At 41.1% G+C, this 17,799-nt stretch carries 17 protein-coding genes; 13 read left to right on the top strand and 4 right to left on the bottom strand.

What is annotated here, in order from left to right:
- Positions 1–439: 439 nt before the first annotated feature.
- The 3 genes from groL to AB8618_RS14260 form a co-directional block, all read right to left on the bottom strand.
- A complete protein-coding gene (groL, locus tag AB8618_RS14270) occupies positions 440–2,089 on the bottom strand; it encodes a chaperonin GroEL (RefSeq protein WP_054202663.1) in 1,650 nt (549 codons plus the stop codon).
- A 49-nt stretch (positions 2,090–2,138) separates the two neighbouring features.
- Positions 2,139–2,426, bottom strand: coding sequence for a co-chaperone GroES (locus AB8618_RS14265; RefSeq protein WP_008113511.1), 288 nt, complete (start codon positions 2,424–2,426; stop codon positions 2,139–2,141).
- Positions 2,427–2,535: 109 nt separating this feature from the next.
- Positions 2,536–3,015 (bottom strand): FxsA family protein, encoded by a 480-nt coding sequence (locus tag AB8618_RS14260; protein WP_413400885.1) that lies wholly within the window; start codon positions 3,013–3,015, stop codon positions 2,536–2,538.
- Between the two features lie 238 nt (positions 3,016–3,253).
- Here AB8618_RS14260 and cutA point away from each other — a divergent pair, with 238 nt between their 5' ends.
- The 13 genes from cutA (at position 3,254) to hflC (ending at position 16,484) form a co-directional block, all read left to right on the top strand.
- Entirely contained in the window at positions 3,254–3,574 is a 321-nt protein-coding gene (gene cutA / locus AB8618_RS14255; RefSeq protein WP_010391672.1) for a divalent-cation tolerance protein CutA, read from the top strand.
- Complete coding sequence (locus AB8618_RS14250; RefSeq protein ID WP_418157316.1) at positions 3,558–5,378, top strand: protein-disulfide reductase DsbD; 1,821 nt, start codon at positions 3,558–3,560, stop codon at positions 5,376–5,378. The genes cutA and AB8618_RS14250 overlap by 17 nt, the downstream gene beginning before the upstream one ends.
- A gap of 229 nt (positions 5,379–5,607) precedes the next feature.
- Positions 5,608–6,060: a type II 3-dehydroquinate dehydratase gene (aroQ, locus tag AB8618_RS14245; protein WP_413400883.1), complete on the top strand. Its 453-nt coding sequence runs from the start codon at positions 5,608–5,610 to the stop codon at positions 6,058–6,060.
- 33 nt (positions 6,061–6,093) lie between these two features.
- Entirely contained in the window at positions 6,094–6,561 is a 468-nt protein-coding gene (gene accB, locus AB8618_RS14240) for an acetyl-CoA carboxylase biotin carboxyl carrier protein (RefSeq protein ID WP_413400882.1), read from the top strand.
- 26 nt (positions 6,562–6,587) lie between these two features.
- Positions 6,588–7,928 (top strand): acetyl-CoA carboxylase biotin carboxylase subunit, encoded by a 1,341-nt coding sequence (gene accC / locus AB8618_RS14235; RefSeq protein WP_008113500.1) that lies wholly within the window; start codon positions 6,588–6,590, stop codon positions 7,926–7,928.
- Positions 7,929–8,054: 126 nt separating this feature from the next.
- Positions 8,055–8,522 carry a tRNA (adenosine(37)-N6)-threonylcarbamoyltransferase complex ATPase subunit type 1 TsaE gene (gene tsaE, locus AB8618_RS14230; protein ID WP_413400881.1) on the top strand — a complete coding sequence of 156 codons (468 nt, stop codon included), beginning with the start codon at positions 8,055–8,057 and terminating at the stop codon, positions 8,520–8,522.
- Positions 8,523–8,550: 28 nt separating this feature from the next.
- Positions 8,551–9,894 carry an N-acetylmuramoyl-L-alanine amidase gene (locus AB8618_RS14225; RefSeq protein ID WP_413400880.1) on the top strand — a complete coding sequence of 448 codons (1,344 nt, stop codon included), beginning with the start codon at positions 8,551–8,553 and terminating at the stop codon, positions 9,892–9,894.
- Positions 9,895–9,924: 30 nt separating this feature from the next.
- Positions 9,925–11,751 carry a DNA mismatch repair endonuclease MutL gene (gene mutL / locus AB8618_RS14220; RefSeq protein WP_413400879.1) on the top strand — a complete coding sequence of 609 codons (1,827 nt, stop codon included), beginning with the start codon at positions 9,925–9,927 and terminating at the stop codon, positions 11,749–11,751.
- 10 nt (positions 11,752–11,761) lie between these two features.
- Positions 11,762–12,679, top strand: a complete 918-nt coding sequence (gene miaA, locus AB8618_RS14215) for a tRNA (adenosine(37)-N6)-dimethylallyltransferase MiaA (RefSeq protein WP_413402885.1) — start codon at positions 11,762–11,764, stop codon at positions 12,677–12,679.
- A gap of 81 nt (positions 12,680–12,760) precedes the next feature.
- The gene (gene hfq / locus AB8618_RS14210) at positions 12,761–13,024 is read left to right on the top strand and encodes an RNA chaperone Hfq (RefSeq protein WP_008113494.1); all 264 of its coding nucleotides are present in this window, start codon (positions 12,761–12,763) and stop codon (positions 13,022–13,024) included.
- 16 nt (positions 13,025–13,040) lie between these two features.
- Positions 13,041–14,324, top strand: a complete 1,284-nt coding sequence (gene hflX, locus AB8618_RS14205; protein WP_413400878.1) for a ribosome rescue GTPase HflX — start codon at positions 13,041–13,043, stop codon at positions 14,322–14,324.
- Between the two features lie 106 nt (positions 14,325–14,430).
- A complete protein-coding gene (gene hflK / locus AB8618_RS14200) occupies positions 14,431–15,600 on the top strand; it encodes an FtsH protease activity modulator HflK (protein ID WP_413400877.1) in 1,170 nt (389 codons plus the stop codon).
- 5 nt (positions 15,601–15,605) lie between these two features.
- Positions 15,606–16,484 (top strand): protease modulator HflC, encoded by an 879-nt coding sequence (gene hflC / locus AB8618_RS14195; protein WP_010391687.1) that lies wholly within the window; start codon positions 15,606–15,608, stop codon positions 16,482–16,484.
- A 40-nt stretch (positions 16,485–16,524) separates the two neighbouring features.
- Here hflC and AB8618_RS14190 read toward each other — a convergent pair.
- Positions 16,525–17,759, bottom strand: a protein-coding gene (locus AB8618_RS14190; RefSeq protein ID WP_409423192.1) for an IS3 family transposase whose coding sequence is annotated in 2 segments (ribosomal slippage) — positions 16,525–17,408 and positions 17,408–17,759 — 1,236 coding nt in all. Because the reading frame shifts where the segments join, the coding sequence is not laid out codon by codon here.
- Positions 17,760–17,799 lie beyond the last annotated feature (40 nt).

Here is a 17,799-nt window from a genome sequence, read left to right as displayed (position 1 = left end):
TTAATCTTATTTAATACTTGGTTCATCATAATACCCTATTATTTTGTGATTCTTTTACTAAGTAGTCATTAAGTAAAAATCCTTACAGTTTTTTTATATATTTCTAAATTGAATTTATTGCATGTATCAAGATTGGAGTAAGTTGCCTTTCTAGGTGGATTGCAATGTGTTTGTTTTGAAGGGGAGATAAAGAGTAGTAATGACCAACAAACACTGCCTTAATGCTTCAGCTAAAAAATTCTAACTTTCTGCTGAGTACTATATTTATTCCAAAGCCTTCAATCATGGCTACACTATTTTGTATTAAGGGTAGCGCTTCATTCACCATTTGAAGCCAAGGCTTATAACAAACATTTCAAAACCAATAAAAAAGCCTGAATATCACTATTCAGGCTTTCCGTTTAAATGGTTAGAGCTAAAGTTATAGATTTAAAATCTATTACATCATGCCGCCCATTCCACCCATGCCGCCCATGCCACCCATATCAGGTGCACCAGCCGCTTCTTCTTTAGGGATTTCAGCAACCATAGCTTCGGTTGTGATCATTAGGCCCGCAATCGATCCTGCAAATTGTAGTGCAGAGCGTGTTACTTTCGTTGGATCTAGGATACCCATTTCAATCATGTCGCTGTATTCGCCAGTGGCTGCATTGTAACCGTAGTTACCTTCTCCGCCTTTAACTGCGTTAATAACAACTGATGCTTCATCGCCTGCGTTTGTAACGATTTGACGAAGTGGTGCTTCCATCGCACGAAGTGCCACTTTAATACCGTGGTTTTGGTCTTCATTGTCGCCAAGTAGCTCAACTAGCTTGCTAGCAGCACGTACTAATGCAACACCACCACCTGGTACTACACCTTCTTCAACCGCTGCGCGAGTTGCATGTAAGGCATCTTCAACACGGTCTTTTTTCTCTTTCATTTCAATTTCAGTAGCGGCACCTACTTTGATTACAGCAACACCGCCAGCTAACTTAGCCATGCGCTCTTGTAGCTTTTCTTTATCGTAGTCTGAAGTCGCTTCTTCAATTTGTGCTTTGATTTGAGCAACACGGCCGTTAATGCCGTCTTCTTCACCAGCACCATCAATAATTGTTGTATCATCTTTAGTGATTACTACGCGCTTAGCTGTACCTAAGTCTTCAACTGTTGCTTTTTCAAGTTCAAGGCCGATTTCTTCAGAAATTACAGTACCGCCAGTTAATACCGCGATATCCTGTAGCATTGCTTTACGACGGTCGCCAAAGCCAGGTGCTTTAACCGCTGATACTTTTACAATACCACGCATGTTATTCACTACTAGTGTCGCTAACGCTTCACCTTCAAGGTCTTCTGCGATGATTAGTAGAGGCTTGCTTGCTTTTGCAACCGCTTCTAATGTTGGTAATAATTCACGGATGTTAGATATTTTTTTGTCTACAAGAAGAATGAATGGGTTGTCTAGTTCAACTGCGCCTTTTTCAGCGTTGTTGATGAAGTATGGAGATAAGTAACCACGGTCAAACTGCATGCCTTCTACAACATCTAGTTCGTTTTCAAGTGATTGACCTTCTTCAACCGTGATAACACCAGTATTACGGCCTACTTTTTCCATTGCATCAGCAATAATTTCACCAATCTCTTTATCAGAGTTAGCTGAAATAGTACCTACTTGTGCAATTGCTTTAGTATCAGAACATGGAACAGAAAGAGCTTTAAGTTCTGCTGTTGCAGCAATGATTGCTTTATCAATACCGCGCTTAAGATCCATTGGGTTCATACCCGCAGCAACCGCTTTAAGACCTTCGTTAACAATAGATTGAGCAAGCACGGTTGCGGTAGTGGTACCGTCACCAGCAGCATCATTTGCTTTAGACGCTACTTCTTTAACCATTTGTGCGCCCATGTTTTCAAACTTGTCTTCAAGTTCGATTTCTTTAGCTACAGATACACCATCTTTAGTGATTACTGGAGAGCCAAATGATTTGTCTAGTACAACGTTACGACCTTTAGGGCCCAATGTTACTTTTACTGCGTTTGCTAGAATGTTTACGCCAGTTAGCATTTTTGCACGTGCGTCACCTGCAAACAGTACTTCTTTTGCTGCCATGTTTAATTTCCTCTAAATTCTTAAAATGTGTGTTAAACGAAAAGTAGGTTTAGCCTACAATGCCTAAAATATTATCTTCACGCATGATCAGGTACTCTTGACCTTCGATCTTTTCTGTTTTTTCAACATATGAGCCAAATAACACAGTGTCACCGGCTTTCACTTCTAACGCGCGAACGTCACCGTTTTCTAAAACGCGACCATTACCTACGGCAACAACTTCCCCGCGAGTTGATTTTTCAGCTGCAGAGCCAGTTAATACAATACCGCCAGCAGACTTGGTTTCTTCTTCTAGACGCTTGATGATTACGCGATCTTGTAAAGGACGAATGTTCATGTTTTTAGTTCTCCTAACAGTTTCTGAACAGTACAGAAAAAAGTGTATCTAATTTGCTATCATTAATGGGGGTGGAGTGAAAAATTCCAAGAGAAAAAATGATAAATTTTTAATCTTTTCGCTCGTATTCACCATCTATAGTACTGGGGCGGTTTTCATCTTGTTCATGGTGCATAGATTGATGAGGTTGTGAAAATCCTGAAGTACCCGTTTGGTGCATACTAGCGCTCATTCTCACCGTTGCTTGACTAGCAAGTCCTGCGGCTAATTTGTTACGAATAGCAGGGGTAAGAAGCAGTAAGCCAAATACATCCGTCATAATGCCGGGGGTTAATAACAGGACCCCTGCAATAATCACGCAGATACCGGTAAACAACTCTTTAGCGGGCATTTGCCCTTGTGCCATTTGCACTTGTACGTTTTGTAGTGCGCCCATTCCTTGCTGTTTCACCATTTTCGCACCCACAATGGCGGTTAGTACTACCAAAGCGATTGTTGCAAAGCCACCTATCACATCACTAACCTGAATTAGCAAAGCAATTTCAATAATAGGGATGATGATAAACAGTAAAAATAAAATTCTAAACATAAGACTCTCTAAAAATGACACTCATTAAGGTGCTAGTGAAATATAAGTGAGGGTTGTCGGGTCTATTTTCAAGCTAATAAGAGTAAGTAATCAACTCTAATGTTAGTAAAATTATAGCTAGTGGGTTTAAGTCACTTGACTGCAAAGACCCAAAATGTTGGCAGAGTTCGTGTCTACACATTATACCCGCTATCAGCTACTATGGGGCTAGACCCCCGTAAACAAGTAAAGGTTCACTATGACAACGCAATTTAAACTTATTTTTACCACTTGCAAAGATAACGATGAAGCCCGTTTATTGGCTATGGCGCTAATTGAAAAGAAACTAGCCGCTTGTGTAAATATTTTACCTGCCATGAGTTCTATTTACATATGGGAAGGTGAAGTAGCTGAAGCAACTGAAGTAAAATTACTAATTAAAACCAAAGCTGACAAAATGAATGATGTATTTTTAACCTTAAAAGATCTTCATAGCTACGAAGTACCAGAAATACAAGTTGTTGATGTGGCAACGGGTAACTTGGCTTATTTTAATTGGATGGATGAGGTGCTTCATTAATGCGCTTTATTTTATTTTTTTATTGAGCGTATTAATAGCGCCTGCTTGGGGAACACAAAATAACCTTGATGATTTTCTAAAACCAACTCAGCACACATTTTTACCGGTCAATGAAGCGTTTGTATTTGATTTTGATCAGCAAGGCAGCACGCTATTTGTTGGTTGGGACATTGCTGATGACTATTATTTATATAAAGAAAAAATAGAAATTATTGCTAAAGGCGCCAGCATTGACGTGCCTGAGTTGGGCTCTGGTGAAATAATTGAAGATGAGTTTTTTGGTAAAACTGAAGTGTTTTTTAATTCTCTCAGTGTTATTAGCAAGCTTAGTAATGTGAGTGAAGATGGCGTTGTTAAGGTGCGTTATCAAGGCTGTGCAAAAGCAGGGCTGTGTTATCCACCTGAAATCATCAGCATTCCATTAAGTGTATTAGCAAGTAAAACTAATACTAATGAAAATACCGCAGCAAGTAGTGCATTTTCGGCACTTAGCCAACCTGCAGAAAAGCCAGTAACTGCATCGACACCCGATAAAAAACTCACCTTTACAGAGCAGTTAGCCAGCCAAAGCTTAATGGTTAACCTAGCTATATTTTTTGCTGTGGGTGTAGGTTTAGCATTTACACCGTGTGTATTTCCGATGTTCCCTATTTTATCTAGCTTAATTGCGGGTCAAAAGAACCTGTCTACCAAAAAAGCATTTGCGCTGTCATTTGTTTATATTCAGGGTATGGCGGTTACCTATGCCGCATTGGGGTTAGTGGTTGCTGCATTAGGCGGCCAAGTTCAAGGTTACTTACAGCACCCATATGTATTGATAAGTTTTAGCTTATTGTTTGTGTTGTTGGCTATGTCGATGTTCGGTTGGTACGAAATAAAGTTACCCAGCGGCATGATGAACAAGCTAACCCAAGTGAGCAATAATCAAAAAGGCGGTAACTATATTGGGGTATTCCTGATGGGGGTTTTATCAGGACTTATTGCATCACCCTGTACCACGGCACCTTTATCAGCGGCATTGTTATTTGTGGCGCAAAGCGGCGACTATTTAGTCGGTGGACTAACGCTTTACGTACTTAGCCTAGGTATGGGCTTACCGTTGTTACTCCTAGGTACGTCGGGAGGTAAGCTATTACCCAAAGCTGGCGGATGGATGGAACAAGTTAAAACCTTATTTGGTTTTATTATGTTAGTTGTGCCACTTATTTTGCTAGAGCGAATTATCGATATAGAGATAATTTTACTATTAGCTGGTCTATTAGCTATCGCCACAGCGCTTTATTTCCATCATTGGCAAAGCGCCCAAACACAAGGTAAATTAAAAACTTTATTGTGGTTTATGGCTATTTTATTAGTGCTTACGGGCTTTAATTTAACCAAAAACTATTTTTGGCCAACACAAAACGCGAGCTTACAAACAACCACGCAAAGCAATGAGTTTAAGCACGTTGCTAACTTAGCCGAGTTGAAGCAAGCAGTTTCACAAGCAAATAGTGAAGGTCGTATGGTAATGGTGGACTTATACGCTGACTGGTGTGTAGCGTGTAAAGAGTTTGAGCATTACACATTTCCTGACCCGCAAGTGCAAAGTGAGTTTAGTCATTACCAACTGATTCAGATTGACTTAACCCAAAGCGATAATGAAACAATTGAGCTAATGGAAGCATATTCAGTATTTGGTTTGCCGAGTATTTTATTCTTCAATACTCAAGGTGAAGAGTTAAGTACACAACGTGTAACTGGCTTTTTAAATGCAGATGATTTTGCTAAGCACCTAGCTGCAGTGCGTGCCAGCGCTGAATAACCATTCTATATGGCACAACATGATTGGTAATGTTGTGCCGCTATCTCCCCTTAAGGTATGTCCCCAAGATAGAGATTAGACCAGTATTTTGCTGCTATTTACTTCGAAATCACTATAATAGTTGGTTAACGTGAGAAATTGTTGCTATCTTACTTTTTTCTGCTTACTTTTTAGAGAAAAACTAGTTGGTAACCGCTTAACTCATTACTTATAGGATATATCGCGTATTATGGCTGCAAAATTGAAGATTTTAGTTATAAATGGCCCAAATTTAAACATGCTAGGAAAGCGTGAACCTGATAAGTACGGTTCGCATTCTTTAGAGCATATTATGAGCGAGTTAAATAGCGCTGCTAATAGTTTAGGTGTGGCGTTAACGCATTTCCAAAGTAATAGTGAGCAAGCGCTCATTGAACGCATTCATGATGCTTGGCAAGCGGTTGATTACATAATAATTAACCCAGCAGCATTTACGCACACAAGCGTCGCATTACGTGATGCATTGCTAAGCGTTGATATTCCGTTTTTTGAAGTGCACTTAAGTAATGTGCATGCACGTGAAACGTTTCGCCATCACTCTTATTTTTCTGATGTGGCGCAAGGCGTTATTTGTGGCTTAGGTGCAATGGGTTATCACGCTGCTTTAAATGCAGCAGTCAACCGATTGCAAAACTCAAACTAAATTTAAACTAACAAACTAATAGGCGGGCCGTTTATGGATATTCGCAAGATCAAAAAACTAATTGAATTAGTAGAAGAATCAGGTATTGCAGAACTAGAAATCACTGAAGGTGAAGAATCAGTACGTATTAATCGTAACAACATGAGTGCCGGTCCTGCGTACGCGCAATTCGCACCACAGCAATATGCTCCTGCAGCACCAGCTCCAGTAGCAGCTGCACCATCAACACCTGCAACCGCAGAGTCTGAAGCACCTGCAGGTCCTACAGGTCATCAAGTTAAATCACCTATGGTAGGTTCTTTTTATGCAGCAGCTTCTCCAGAAGCACCAGCATATGTTGAAGTGGGCTCTCAGGTTAAAGTTGGCGACACGCTATGTATCGTTGAAGCAATGAAGATGATGAACCAAATTGAGTCAGATAAAGCCGGTACAGTAAAAGCTATCTTAGTAGAAAACGGCGAGCCAGTAGAATTTGATCAACCTTTATTCATCATTGAATAATAGCGCAACGTAAAAGGCCAACTCTCATGTTAGATAAAGTAGTCATTGCAAACCGAGGTGAAATTGCACTTCGTATATTGCGCGCCTGCAAAGAGCTTGGGATCAAAACGGTTGCTGTGCATTCAACGGCGGATCGCGATCTTAAGCACGTATTACTAGCAGATGAAACCATCTGTATTGGTAAACCAGCAGCAACTGAAAGTTACTTAGACATTCCACGTATTATTGCCGCAGCAGAAATTACTGATGCGGTCGCTATCCACCCAGGTTATGGTTTTCTTGCTGAAAATGCAGACTTTGCCGACCAAGTTGAGCAAAGTGGTTTTGTATTTATTGGTCCTCGTGGCGACACTATTCGTCTAATGGGCGATAAAGTATCGGCAATCGAAGCTATGCGTAAAGCAGGCGTTCCTTGTGTACCAGGTTCTGATGGTCCTGTATCGGATGATAAAGAGCGCAACATGCAAATTGCTAAGCGTATTGGTTATCCGGTAATTATTAAAGCAGCTGGCGGTGGCGGTGGCCGTGGTATGCGTGTTGTTCGCAACGAAGCTGAGTTAATCAATTCAATTGCGCTAACACAACAAGAAGCAAAGCAGTTCTTTGGCAACAGCATGGTTTACATGGAGAAATTCCTTGAAAACCCACGCCACATCGAAGTACAAGTATTGGCCGACGGTCAAGGCAATGCGGTTCACTTAGGTGAACGTGATTGTTCAATGCAACGTCGTCACCAAAAAGTAGTGGAAGAGGCGCCAGCACCAGGTATTACTGCAGAAGTACGTAAGTTCATTGGTGAGCGTTGTACACGCGCATGTATCGAAATTGGTTATCGTGGTGCGGGTACGTTTGAGTTCTTATACGAGAACGGTGAATTTTACTTCATTGAAATGAACACCCGTATTCAGGTTGAGCACCCAGTAACTGAAATGGTCACCGGTGTTGATTTAATCAAAGAACAATTAAAAATTGCCGCTGGTCAGCCTTTATCATTCACTCAAGAAGATGTGGTTATTCGTGGCCATGCTATTGAGTGTCGTATTAATGCTGAAGACCCAGAAACTTTTATTCCATCACCTGGTAAAATTACCCGTTTTCATCCAGCTGGTGGTTTAGGTATTCGTTGGGACAGCCATATTTACGCTGACTACACAGTTCCTCCACATTACGATTCAATGATTGGCAAGCTAATTACTTACGGTGAAAACCGTGATGTAGCCATTGCCCGTGCACGTAATGCACTTAATGAACTTGTTATCGATGGTATTAAAACCAACACCCCACTGCATAAGCGTATTCTTGCAGATGAAAACTTCAAAAATGGTGGTACAAATATCCACTATCTTGAGAAGAAATTAGGGCTGTAAAGTCCATGCTAATTAAAAACCGGCTTATGCCGGTTTTTTTATCTTTAAAAAAGAGGCAGTATCACCTTAAATAAATAATCTGGTATGATTAACAAATATGCGCTTTTCGTAAATTTTGAGGTAATCATGTCGTGTAGTTTTAATTTTCATTTAGTTGATGAAAATGCCACTGTTGCAATGGGAAATAAATTAGCTGCCATAATAGAACAGGGCGCAGTTATTTATTTGCATGGTGACTTGGGGGCCGGTAAAACGACATTTACTCGCGGTATAGTGCAAGGTTTTGGTCATACAGGTAAGGTTAAAAGTCCCACTTATACACTAGTTGAACCCTACGAGCTTGTGCGTGGCAATGTTTATCATTTTGATTTATATCGATTAGGTGACCCAGAAGAGCTTGAATTTATGGGGATTCGCGATTATTTTTCAGCAACGGCAACTTGTATTGTTGAGTGGCCGGAAAAAGGCGGAGAATTTATTCCTGTTCCCGATCTAAATGCTACGCTAAGTTATGTAGGTGATGAGCGTAAAATTGTTATTAACGGTGCGAGTGAGCGTGGTGTAGCAATTGTCGAAAAGCTAAATAATAGATAATAAAATAGTTAAGGCAGTGATTATCAAAATGAGTCGTGGTTTAGTTAAGCTTTTTATTTACCTCATGTTTTTTTCAGTGAGCTTGCCATTGTGGGCGCAAAACACCATTAATAGTGTGCGTGTCTGGCCATCACCTGATAGCACTCGGGTGGTGTTTGATCTCGACGATAAACCCGACTTCAGCTACTTTATGCTAAAAAATCCAAGCCGTTTAGTGGTTGATTTAGAAAACACTGATGAGTTGAAAACATTACCAGGTGTGCCACCAAAACACCAAATTGTTAGTAAGTTACGCTATTCAAAACCTAAAAATAAGCGCAGCGTGCGTTTAGTGTTTGAATTAAATGGGCCGGTAAAACCTGTGGTATTTGCGTTGGCACCTACTGGGCCTTATAAAAACAGGTTGGTGGTCGACTTATACGACAAAAGCCAATCACAAGGAGCGGTTAGTCCGGCACAAACTGCGGCTAAAAAACGCCAATTAAGCCAAGAGCGCGATATTGTAATTGCTATTGATGCAGGCCATGGTGGTGAAGACCCAGGATCCATTGGCCCATCAGGTACTTACGAAAAAGACATCACTTTGCAAATTGCTAAGCGTTTAGAGCGGATGATTGATGCTGAGCGAGGCATGATTTCGCGTATGGTTCGCAGTGGCGATTACTTTGTTAAACTTAATACACGTACTAATCGCGCTCGCCAGAAAAAAGCTGATTTTTTTGTCTCTATTCATGCAGATGCGTTTACCAGTCCGGGACCCAATGGTGCTTCTGTATGGGTGTTGTCGCTGCGACGTGCCAATTCAGAAATTGGTAAATGGATTGAGGATAAAGAAAAACACTCAGAGTTACTTGGCGGTGCTGCCGATGTAATTAAAGATGCTGCAAATGAAAAGTACTTAGCACAAGCCTTGCTTGATATGTCGATGGATCATTCCATGAAAACAGGGCTAAGTGTTGCAGATGAAATGATAAAAGAATTAAAAAAAGTAGCAAAAATGCACAAAAAGGCACCGCAACATGCCAGCCTTGCAGTATTGAAGTCGCCAGATATTCCGTCTATTTTAGTTGAAACTGGGTTTATCTCTAACCCTCGTGAAGAACGACTACTAAAAAGTGCCAATCACCAAGAGCGTTTGGCAAAAGCGATGTTTACTTCAATTAAAAATTATTACTTACGTAATCCACCCGACGACTCTCTGTTTGCGTCACTAAAGTCTCAATACCCAACAAAGCACAAGGTACGTCCCGGGGAGTCACTAAGTATGTTGGCAGGTCGATATGGCGTTAGTATCAGTAAAATAAAACAGGTTAATAAGCTCAGTTCAAATACGCTATTTATTGGCCAGGAACTTGATATTCCTCAGAGTTAATTTTAAAAGCGCACAACATTTAAGGTTTTTATGAGTATTGAAATATTACCTGCGCGCTTGGCAAACCAAATTGCGGCGGGTGAAGTTGTTGAGCGCCCCGCGTCGGTGGTTAAAGAGTTAGTAGAAAATAGCCTAGATGCAGGTGCGACACGTATTCAAATAGATATTGAGCGCGGTGGTCACAAGCTGATTCGAATTCGTGATAATGGTTCAGGCATTGCAAAAGAGGAGCTCACATTAGCGCTTTCTCGCCATGCTACCAGTAAACTAAAGTCGCTCGATGACTTAGAAAACATTTGCTCTTTAGGCTTTAGAGGCGAAGCTCTCGCGTCCATTAGCTCGGTATCTCGCTTAACCTTAAGCTCTAAGCCCGAACAGCAAGAAGCTGCTTGGCAAGCCTTTGCACAAGGTCGAGATATGGCCGTAGAGGTAAAGCCTGTGGCACATCCCAGCGGTACTACAATTGAAGTAAAAGACTTATTTTTTAATACCCCAGCACGGCGTAAGTTTTTACGTACCGAAAAAACCGAGTTTAGCCATATTGATGAGCTTATAAAGCGGATTGCGCTGAGTCGTTTTGATGTATCAATTACGTTAACTCATAACGAAAAAGTAGTGCGGCAGTATCGCGCTAAAACCGATCCTGCTCAAGCGATTACACGAGTTGCCCAAGTTGCGGGTAAAGCGTTTGCTGCACATGGACTGCATATTCAATCAGGTGAAGCAGGGCTGCAACTACATGGCTGGGTTCTGCCGGTTGGCTCGGCCAATACCACACAGTACACCTATGTAAATAATCGGATGATGCGCGATAAACTTATATTACATGCTATTCGCCAAGCATTTGAAGAGGTCAGTGGTGAGCAAGAGTTACCTGGATTTGTGATTTATATTGATATAGATCCACGTCAAGTGGATGTGAACGTACACCCTGCTAAACATGAGGTGCGCTTTCATCAAGGGCGCTTAGTTCACGACTTTATTTTGCAAGCGATAAAACAAGTTGTTGTGCCCCTGCAAGCTGAGTTTTCAAGCTCCTGTGAAGCTAATGATAATAGCCCACCGGTGGCTGCATTAAATGCACACACTGCTACCAGTAGCGAACCGTTTGATTATCCTAAGTCATCATTACAGCCTAGTCGGTCACCTTCAGCGCATAGCACTACTTATAGTGGTGCAACTCAAAGTACAGGTAATCAACAACGTGCTGAAAGTCGAAATTACCACGACGTAAATGCGTTTTATCAAGGTGTGAGTGAGCAGCAAGCACATCACTTTGATAATCCAGTTCCATTTATGCAATCAGATGAGACCCAAGTATCAGATACAGCGCTTCGTACTGTCGATATACTAACCATTGAGCAGGGCGCTTGTGTGTTTAATGATGAGAACCAACTTTATTGTTCACACTTTAAATATGCGCTAGCGGATGATTGGCTTGCACAAATTAAAGAGCAAGGCAGTCTTGAGGGTAAAGCATTGTTATTACCCGTACGGGTTAATGTGTCAAAACAAGATACCGAACTGCTTGCTGCGCAACAATCATGGTTTACTTTGCTTGGTTTTGAACTTTTAATTGAAAAACAATTTGTTATGGTTAAAAAGTTGCCTGTTTGCTTATACTTACTTGACGTGAGTGCCGCAGTAAATGCCTTACTTGAGGGGTGTAAAGCCCAGTTAGAAAGTATTGATAAGTGGTTAGCGTGGCAGGTAAATGTAATACCCACACGGTTCTATGCCAGTAATGCGTTTGCAGCACAGCAAACTCGCTTACAAAATAATGCGCAAACAATTGAACGTTTACGTGAAAAAGCAGTTAAAATAGATCTAAAGTCTTATCTAGCGCAATTTAATTAGGGTATTCGTGTTGAGTAATTTACCGGTCATATTTTTAATGGGCCCCACCGCTGCTGGTAAAACAGCATTGGCAATTTCACTGTGTGAGCATTTAAATACTGAAATTATCAGCGTTGATTCGGCACTGGTTTATAAAGGTATGGATATTGGTACCGCTAAACCGGATGCCGACGAACTAGCACGTGCACCCCATCACCTAATTGATTTACTCGACCCAAGCGAAACCTATTCAGTAGCTGATTTTAGACGCGATGCGATAGAAAAAATTGATAAATTTCATCAACAAGGTAAAGTGCCTGTACTGGTTGGAGGTACAATGATGTACTTTAAAGCCCTTATTGATGGATTATCCCCTCTACCAGAGGCTGATGAGCAGATAAGAGCTGAGCTTGAAGTACAGGCTAAAGAGCACGGTTGGCCACATTTATACCAAGAGCTATTAAAAGTAGATCCGCAAGCTGCGCAAAAGATGAGTGAAAATGATTCACAACGAATTAATCGTGCTTTAGAGGTTTACCGTATAACAGGTAAAACAATGACTGAATTGCAGAAGCAAAAACAGCCACCTTTACCATATACTTTTCATCAATTTGCTATTGCCCCAGATGATCGTAAAGAGCTACATCAGCGAATTGCAGAAAGGTTTAAAATAATGATTGAACAGGGGTTTGAAAAAGAAGTTTCGACCCTATATCTACGTGAGGATTTACATCCCAATATGCCTTCTATTCGTTGTGTAGGTTATAGACAGATGTGGGATTACCTTGCGGGTGAAATAGACCATGATGAAATGGTTTTTCGCGGTATTGCTGCCACCCGTCAATTGGCCAAGCGTCAATTAACGTGGTTAAGAAGTTGGCCTGACGTTACATGGTTAACAACCGGTGATGAAGAAAACTTGCATCGTGTAGTAAGTTCGCTAAGCTAGTAGTAGCTGGACAAAATTTAGCTTTATTAAATTAGTTCAGCCACTTAATTATAATAACACCTAGAACGAAGGAATAATAACATGGCAAAAGGCCAATCGTTACAAGACCCATTTTTAAATGCATTACGCCGCGAGCGCATTCCAGTATCAATCTTTTTGGTAAATGGCATAAAATTACAAGGTAAAATTCAGTCATTTGACCAATTTGTAATTTTACTGGAAAACACTGTTAATCAAATGGTGTATAAACATGCAATTTCAACAGTTGTACCTGCACGCGCAGTCAACTTCCAAGGTGTACAGGGAAATGAAGACACTGAAGAAACTGAACCAGGAAACTTTTAAATTAGGAGCGTAATGCTTGTTTGACCGCTATGAATCTGGCGAACAGGCAATTTTAGTCCATATCGACCTACCTAAAGATGGGGATCGCGAAGATCTTCATGAATTAGAAATGTTGGTATCTTCTGCTGGTGTTAGTAGTTTGGCGGTTGTGCAAGGCAGCCGTCAAGCACCACATCCCAAGCTATTTGTCGGTACCGGCAAAGCGGAAGAAATAGCTGAAATTGTCAAAATCCACAACGCCGATGTTGTCATTTTTAACCATCAGTTGAGCCCGTCTCAAGAACGCAATTTAGAGCGTGTTTGCCAATGTCGGGTACTTGATAGAACAACACTTATTCTTGATATTTTTGCTCAGCGTGCCCGTACTCATGAAGGTAAACTTCAGGTTGAGTTGGCGCAGCTTCGTCACATGTCTACACGTTTAATTCGTGGTTGGACCCACCTTGAGCGTCAAAAAGGGGGTATAGGCTTACGTGGTCCGGGTGAAACGCAGCTAGAAACAGATCGACGTTTATTGCGCGCACGTATTAAAAATATTCGTGCACGACTAGCGAAAGTGGCTGTACAGCGTGAGCAAGGTCGACGTGCTCGTACGCGCAATGAAATTCCAACAGTGTCGCTGGTGGGTTACACTAATGCCGGAAAATCAACACTGTTTAATTATATTACTGATTCAGATGTATATGCAGCCGATCAGCTATTCGCCACACTAGATCCAACACTGCGTAAACTCGATATTGGTGATGTTGGTTCTGTTATTTTAGCCGATACCGTAGGATTTATTCGACACTTACCGCATGATTTGGTGGCTGCATTTAAAGCAACCCTTACCGAGACGCGTGAAGCCGATTTACAACTGCATGTGATAGATGTAGCTGATCCTCGCCGAAAAGAAAATATTGAACAGGTACAAGAAGTCCTCAAAGAAATTGAAGCCGACGAGGTACCGCAGTTATTAGTTTATAACAAAATTGATGCGCTGGATGAGGTAACGCCACGTATTGATCGTGATGACGAGGGCCAACCTAAAAGGGTATGGCTATCAGCAAAAACTGGCGAAGGCTGTGAGTTACTTAGTGAAGCTATTAGCGATTTACTCGCTAAGCAAATGCTAAATGAAACGTTATTACTCGCGCCACAATATGGGCGTTTAAGAGCATCACTATTTAATTTAAGTGCAGTACACAATGAGCGGTTTGATGAACAAGGTAATTGGTTGCTTGATGTAAGATTGCCTATGATTGAGTGGAACCGTTTAATTAAAGATTTTGGCCCTGAAATTGAAAGTTTTATTAGTTGAGATTAAAAACTGCAAGATTAATGTCGGTTTTAGTATAAGAAACGCAGAAGATTTGTTAGATTTAACACAATTTCCGAATTTATTTAGATAACAATGGAGTATAGCTATGGCCTGGAATGAACCGGGTAATAATGGCAATGACAAAGATCCGTGGAATAACAAAGGCGGACGTGATCAAGGCCCACCTGATTTAGACGAGGTGTTCCGTAAATTCAGTAACAAGTTTAACGGCTTATTTGGCGGTAAAAAATCCGGCAATGGTAGCGGCGGTGGACTTGGCGGAGCCGGTATTTCATTTGTACTTATTATCGCTGCAATTGTATGGGCGTTAAGCGGTATTTATACGGTGAAAGAAGCTGAGCGCGGCGTCGTTCTTCAATTTGGTAAGTTTGACCGAATTGCAGATCCTGGCTTGCGTTGGAAAATGACCTTTGTTGAAACGGTTATTCCAGTCGATATCGAAGCTGTTCGCTCGTTATCAGCATCAGGCTTTATGCTAACCGAAGATGAAAACGTAGTAAGCGTTGAATTTGAAGTACAGTATCGAGTAATCGACCCTTACTTGTACAAATTTAGTGTTACTAACGCTGACAGCAGCCTTGAAGAAGCATTAGATAGTGCGCTGCGTTACGTTGTTGGTCATTCAAAAATGGACCAAGTACTGACGAACGGCCGTGAAGTTGTGCGTCAAAATACCTGGGATGAGCTAAATCAAATCATCGAACCTTATAATTTAGGTTTAATCGTAACCGACGTTAACTTCAAGGATTCTCGTCCACCAATGGAAGTTAAAGACGCGTTTGATGATGCAATTGCGGCCCAAGAGGATGAGCAACGCTTTATTCGTGAAGCAGAAGCGTATGCCCGTGAAATCGAACCGCGTGCGCGTGGTCAAGTGACTCGTATGACGCAAGAAGCTGAAGGTTACCAAGAACGTATTACTCTAGAAGCGCAAGGTGAAGTAGCTCGTTTTGAGAAATTACTTCCAGAATACCAAGCAGCTAAAGAAGTAACACGTGAGCGTTTATACATAGATACGATGCAAGAAGTGCTAGGTAATAGCTCTAAAGTATTGGTTGATGTTAAAGGCGGCAATAACATGATGTACTTACCACTTGATAAAATCATGGAAAAACAGGGTTCATCAAGACGTGTTGCTTTACCTAGCTCAAGCGATATCAACGATTTACGTAACAAGGTAAATACGTCACGCAACAGCACTGTTAATAGTGGTAACGATCGCTTTAACAATGATCGCTTTAACGACGGGAGATAAGAGCAATGAAAAACTTTAGTTTAGTAATCCTATTAGCCGCCATTGTGATGTCTTTCTCGTCGGTGTTCGTGGTCTCTGAAGGTCAAAAAGCGATTGTACTTTTATTTAGTAAAGTGCAAAAAGACAGCGACGATGAGGCAGTAGTTTATGGCCCAGGTCTACACTTAAAAGTCCCATTTTTTAGCCAAGTACGTCGTATTGATGCACGTATTCAAACACTAGATGGCACACCGGATCGCTTTGTAACTAGCGAGAAAAAAGACTTAATTGTTGATTCGTTTGTAAAATGGCGCGTAAACGATTTTAGCTCTTTTTACCTGCGTGCACGTGGTGACAAGCAATACGCTGAAACACTGCTTAAGCAAAAAGTAAATAATGGCCTACGTACTAATTTTGGTACGCGTACTATTCGTGAAATTGTATCTGGTGAGCGTAGCGAGCTGATGGAAGAAGCGTTAGTACAGGCATCTGAAAGTGCTAGTGAGCTTGGTATTGAAGTACTTGATGTGCGTGTTAAGCAAATTAACTTACCACAAGAGGTGAGTAGCTCTATTTACCAACGTATGCGCGCTGAGCGTACTGCAGTTGCTAAAGAGCACCGCTCTGAAGGTCAGGAAAAAGCAGAAACAATTCGTGCAGGCGTTGACCGTCGCGTAACAGTAATGCTTGCCGACGCAGAACGTAATGCTCGTTCTGTTCGTGGTCAAGGTGATGCTGACGCTGCTGCGATTTATGCTAGTGCATATAATAAAGATCCTGAGTTCTTTAGCTTTGTTCGCTCTTTAGAAGCTTACAAGCAAACTTTCAAAGGCAAGCAAGACGTGATGGTGTTATCACCGGATAGCGACTTCTTCCAATACATGAAAGGCGCGAAAGCTCAGTAATTATAGCTTTAGTGTCCCGTCCTGAAATAGGTTGACGGTTTTAATGAAAGACTTGGTGCGAAAGCGCCAGGTCTTTTTTATGCACTTGATTTGGTGTTTTCATATTCAAACTTAAGTGCGGTCGCATTTCATTGTATATAAATATCGATTCTTCAACGAGCTCTTTTAACTCTGCCATATTACGACATTTATACAGTAGAAACTCTTGTTTTAATATCCCGTTAATACGCTCAGCTAATGCGTTTTGATAACAGTCATATCCATCGGTCATAGATGGCCTAATTCCCTCCTTTAATAGCATACCTTGATATACTTCAGAGCAATATTGTAAACCTCTATCTGAATGATGAATAGCATCACGTTTATACACCCGCTGCTTAATCGTCATCTCTAACGCTTTGACTACATCAGTTGCCTTCATTTCATCACTGAGCTCATAACCCATTATTTTTCGACTATAAGCATCAGTGACTAACGACAGGTAATGCACGCCTTGCGATGACTTTACGTATGTAATGTCACTAACGAAGACTTCCTCGGCCGCAGTAGGTTTGTATTCTTTTAGTAAATTGGGATGCTTGTGCATCCAATGATTACTATTTGTTGTTTTAGTGTAATTTTTCTTTGGTTTTACAAGCAAGTCATGCTCTCTCAAATAGTCAAAAAAACAATCTCGGCCTAGTTTAATGTCACGCTCTTGCAGCTCTGGCTTTATCATCAGATAAAGTTTCTTCCCACCAATACGAGGCATGAATTGCCGCCAATACATCACTAACTCTTTGACTGGCTTCAACGCTTTATTCCGAGAATCTATTCTGCGCATAGCTTGATAGTAACCTTGTCGCGTTATGCCATATGCACGGCATAAAGGAGTAAGCTTTACTTGCTGGTTTTCTTTTGCGCGCGTGATAGCTCGGATATGTACTTTTTTCGCAAACCCGCTCCATATTCTTCATCCATAATATTAATCATTTCATCTTTGATTAAATCCTTTAGGCGTAACTCCTCTACCTCGCGCTCTAAACGTTTAATTTTTTGTGCTGGGGTTTCTTTTGATTTAGGCATGTTGGCTATATAAGTTGGTTTAGACCAATCTAATTTACCATGTTTTCGCAGCCATACCAGAACGGTGCTACGACCTTGAATACCGTAATGACTTTGCGCCTGTTTATATGTGAAGTCGCCTTTTTCTACTTGCTCAACAATGGATAATTTAAAGCCTAATGTATAATCTCGTTGAGTACGCTTAACGTCTTTAGTTTTAGTGGTTTTCATAAAATAAGTCCTAAATGTGTAAACACATTTCAGGACAAGA

It is taken from the genome of Pseudoalteromonas sp. RW-H-Ap-1 (assembly GCF_048318575.1).
In the GTDB taxonomy this organism is placed as follows: domain Bacteria; phylum Pseudomonadota; class Gammaproteobacteria; order Enterobacterales; family Alteromonadaceae; genus Pseudoalteromonas.
Note: the sequence above shows the minus strand (reverse complement) of the source record. Positions and strands in the feature narration are given on the sequence as shown.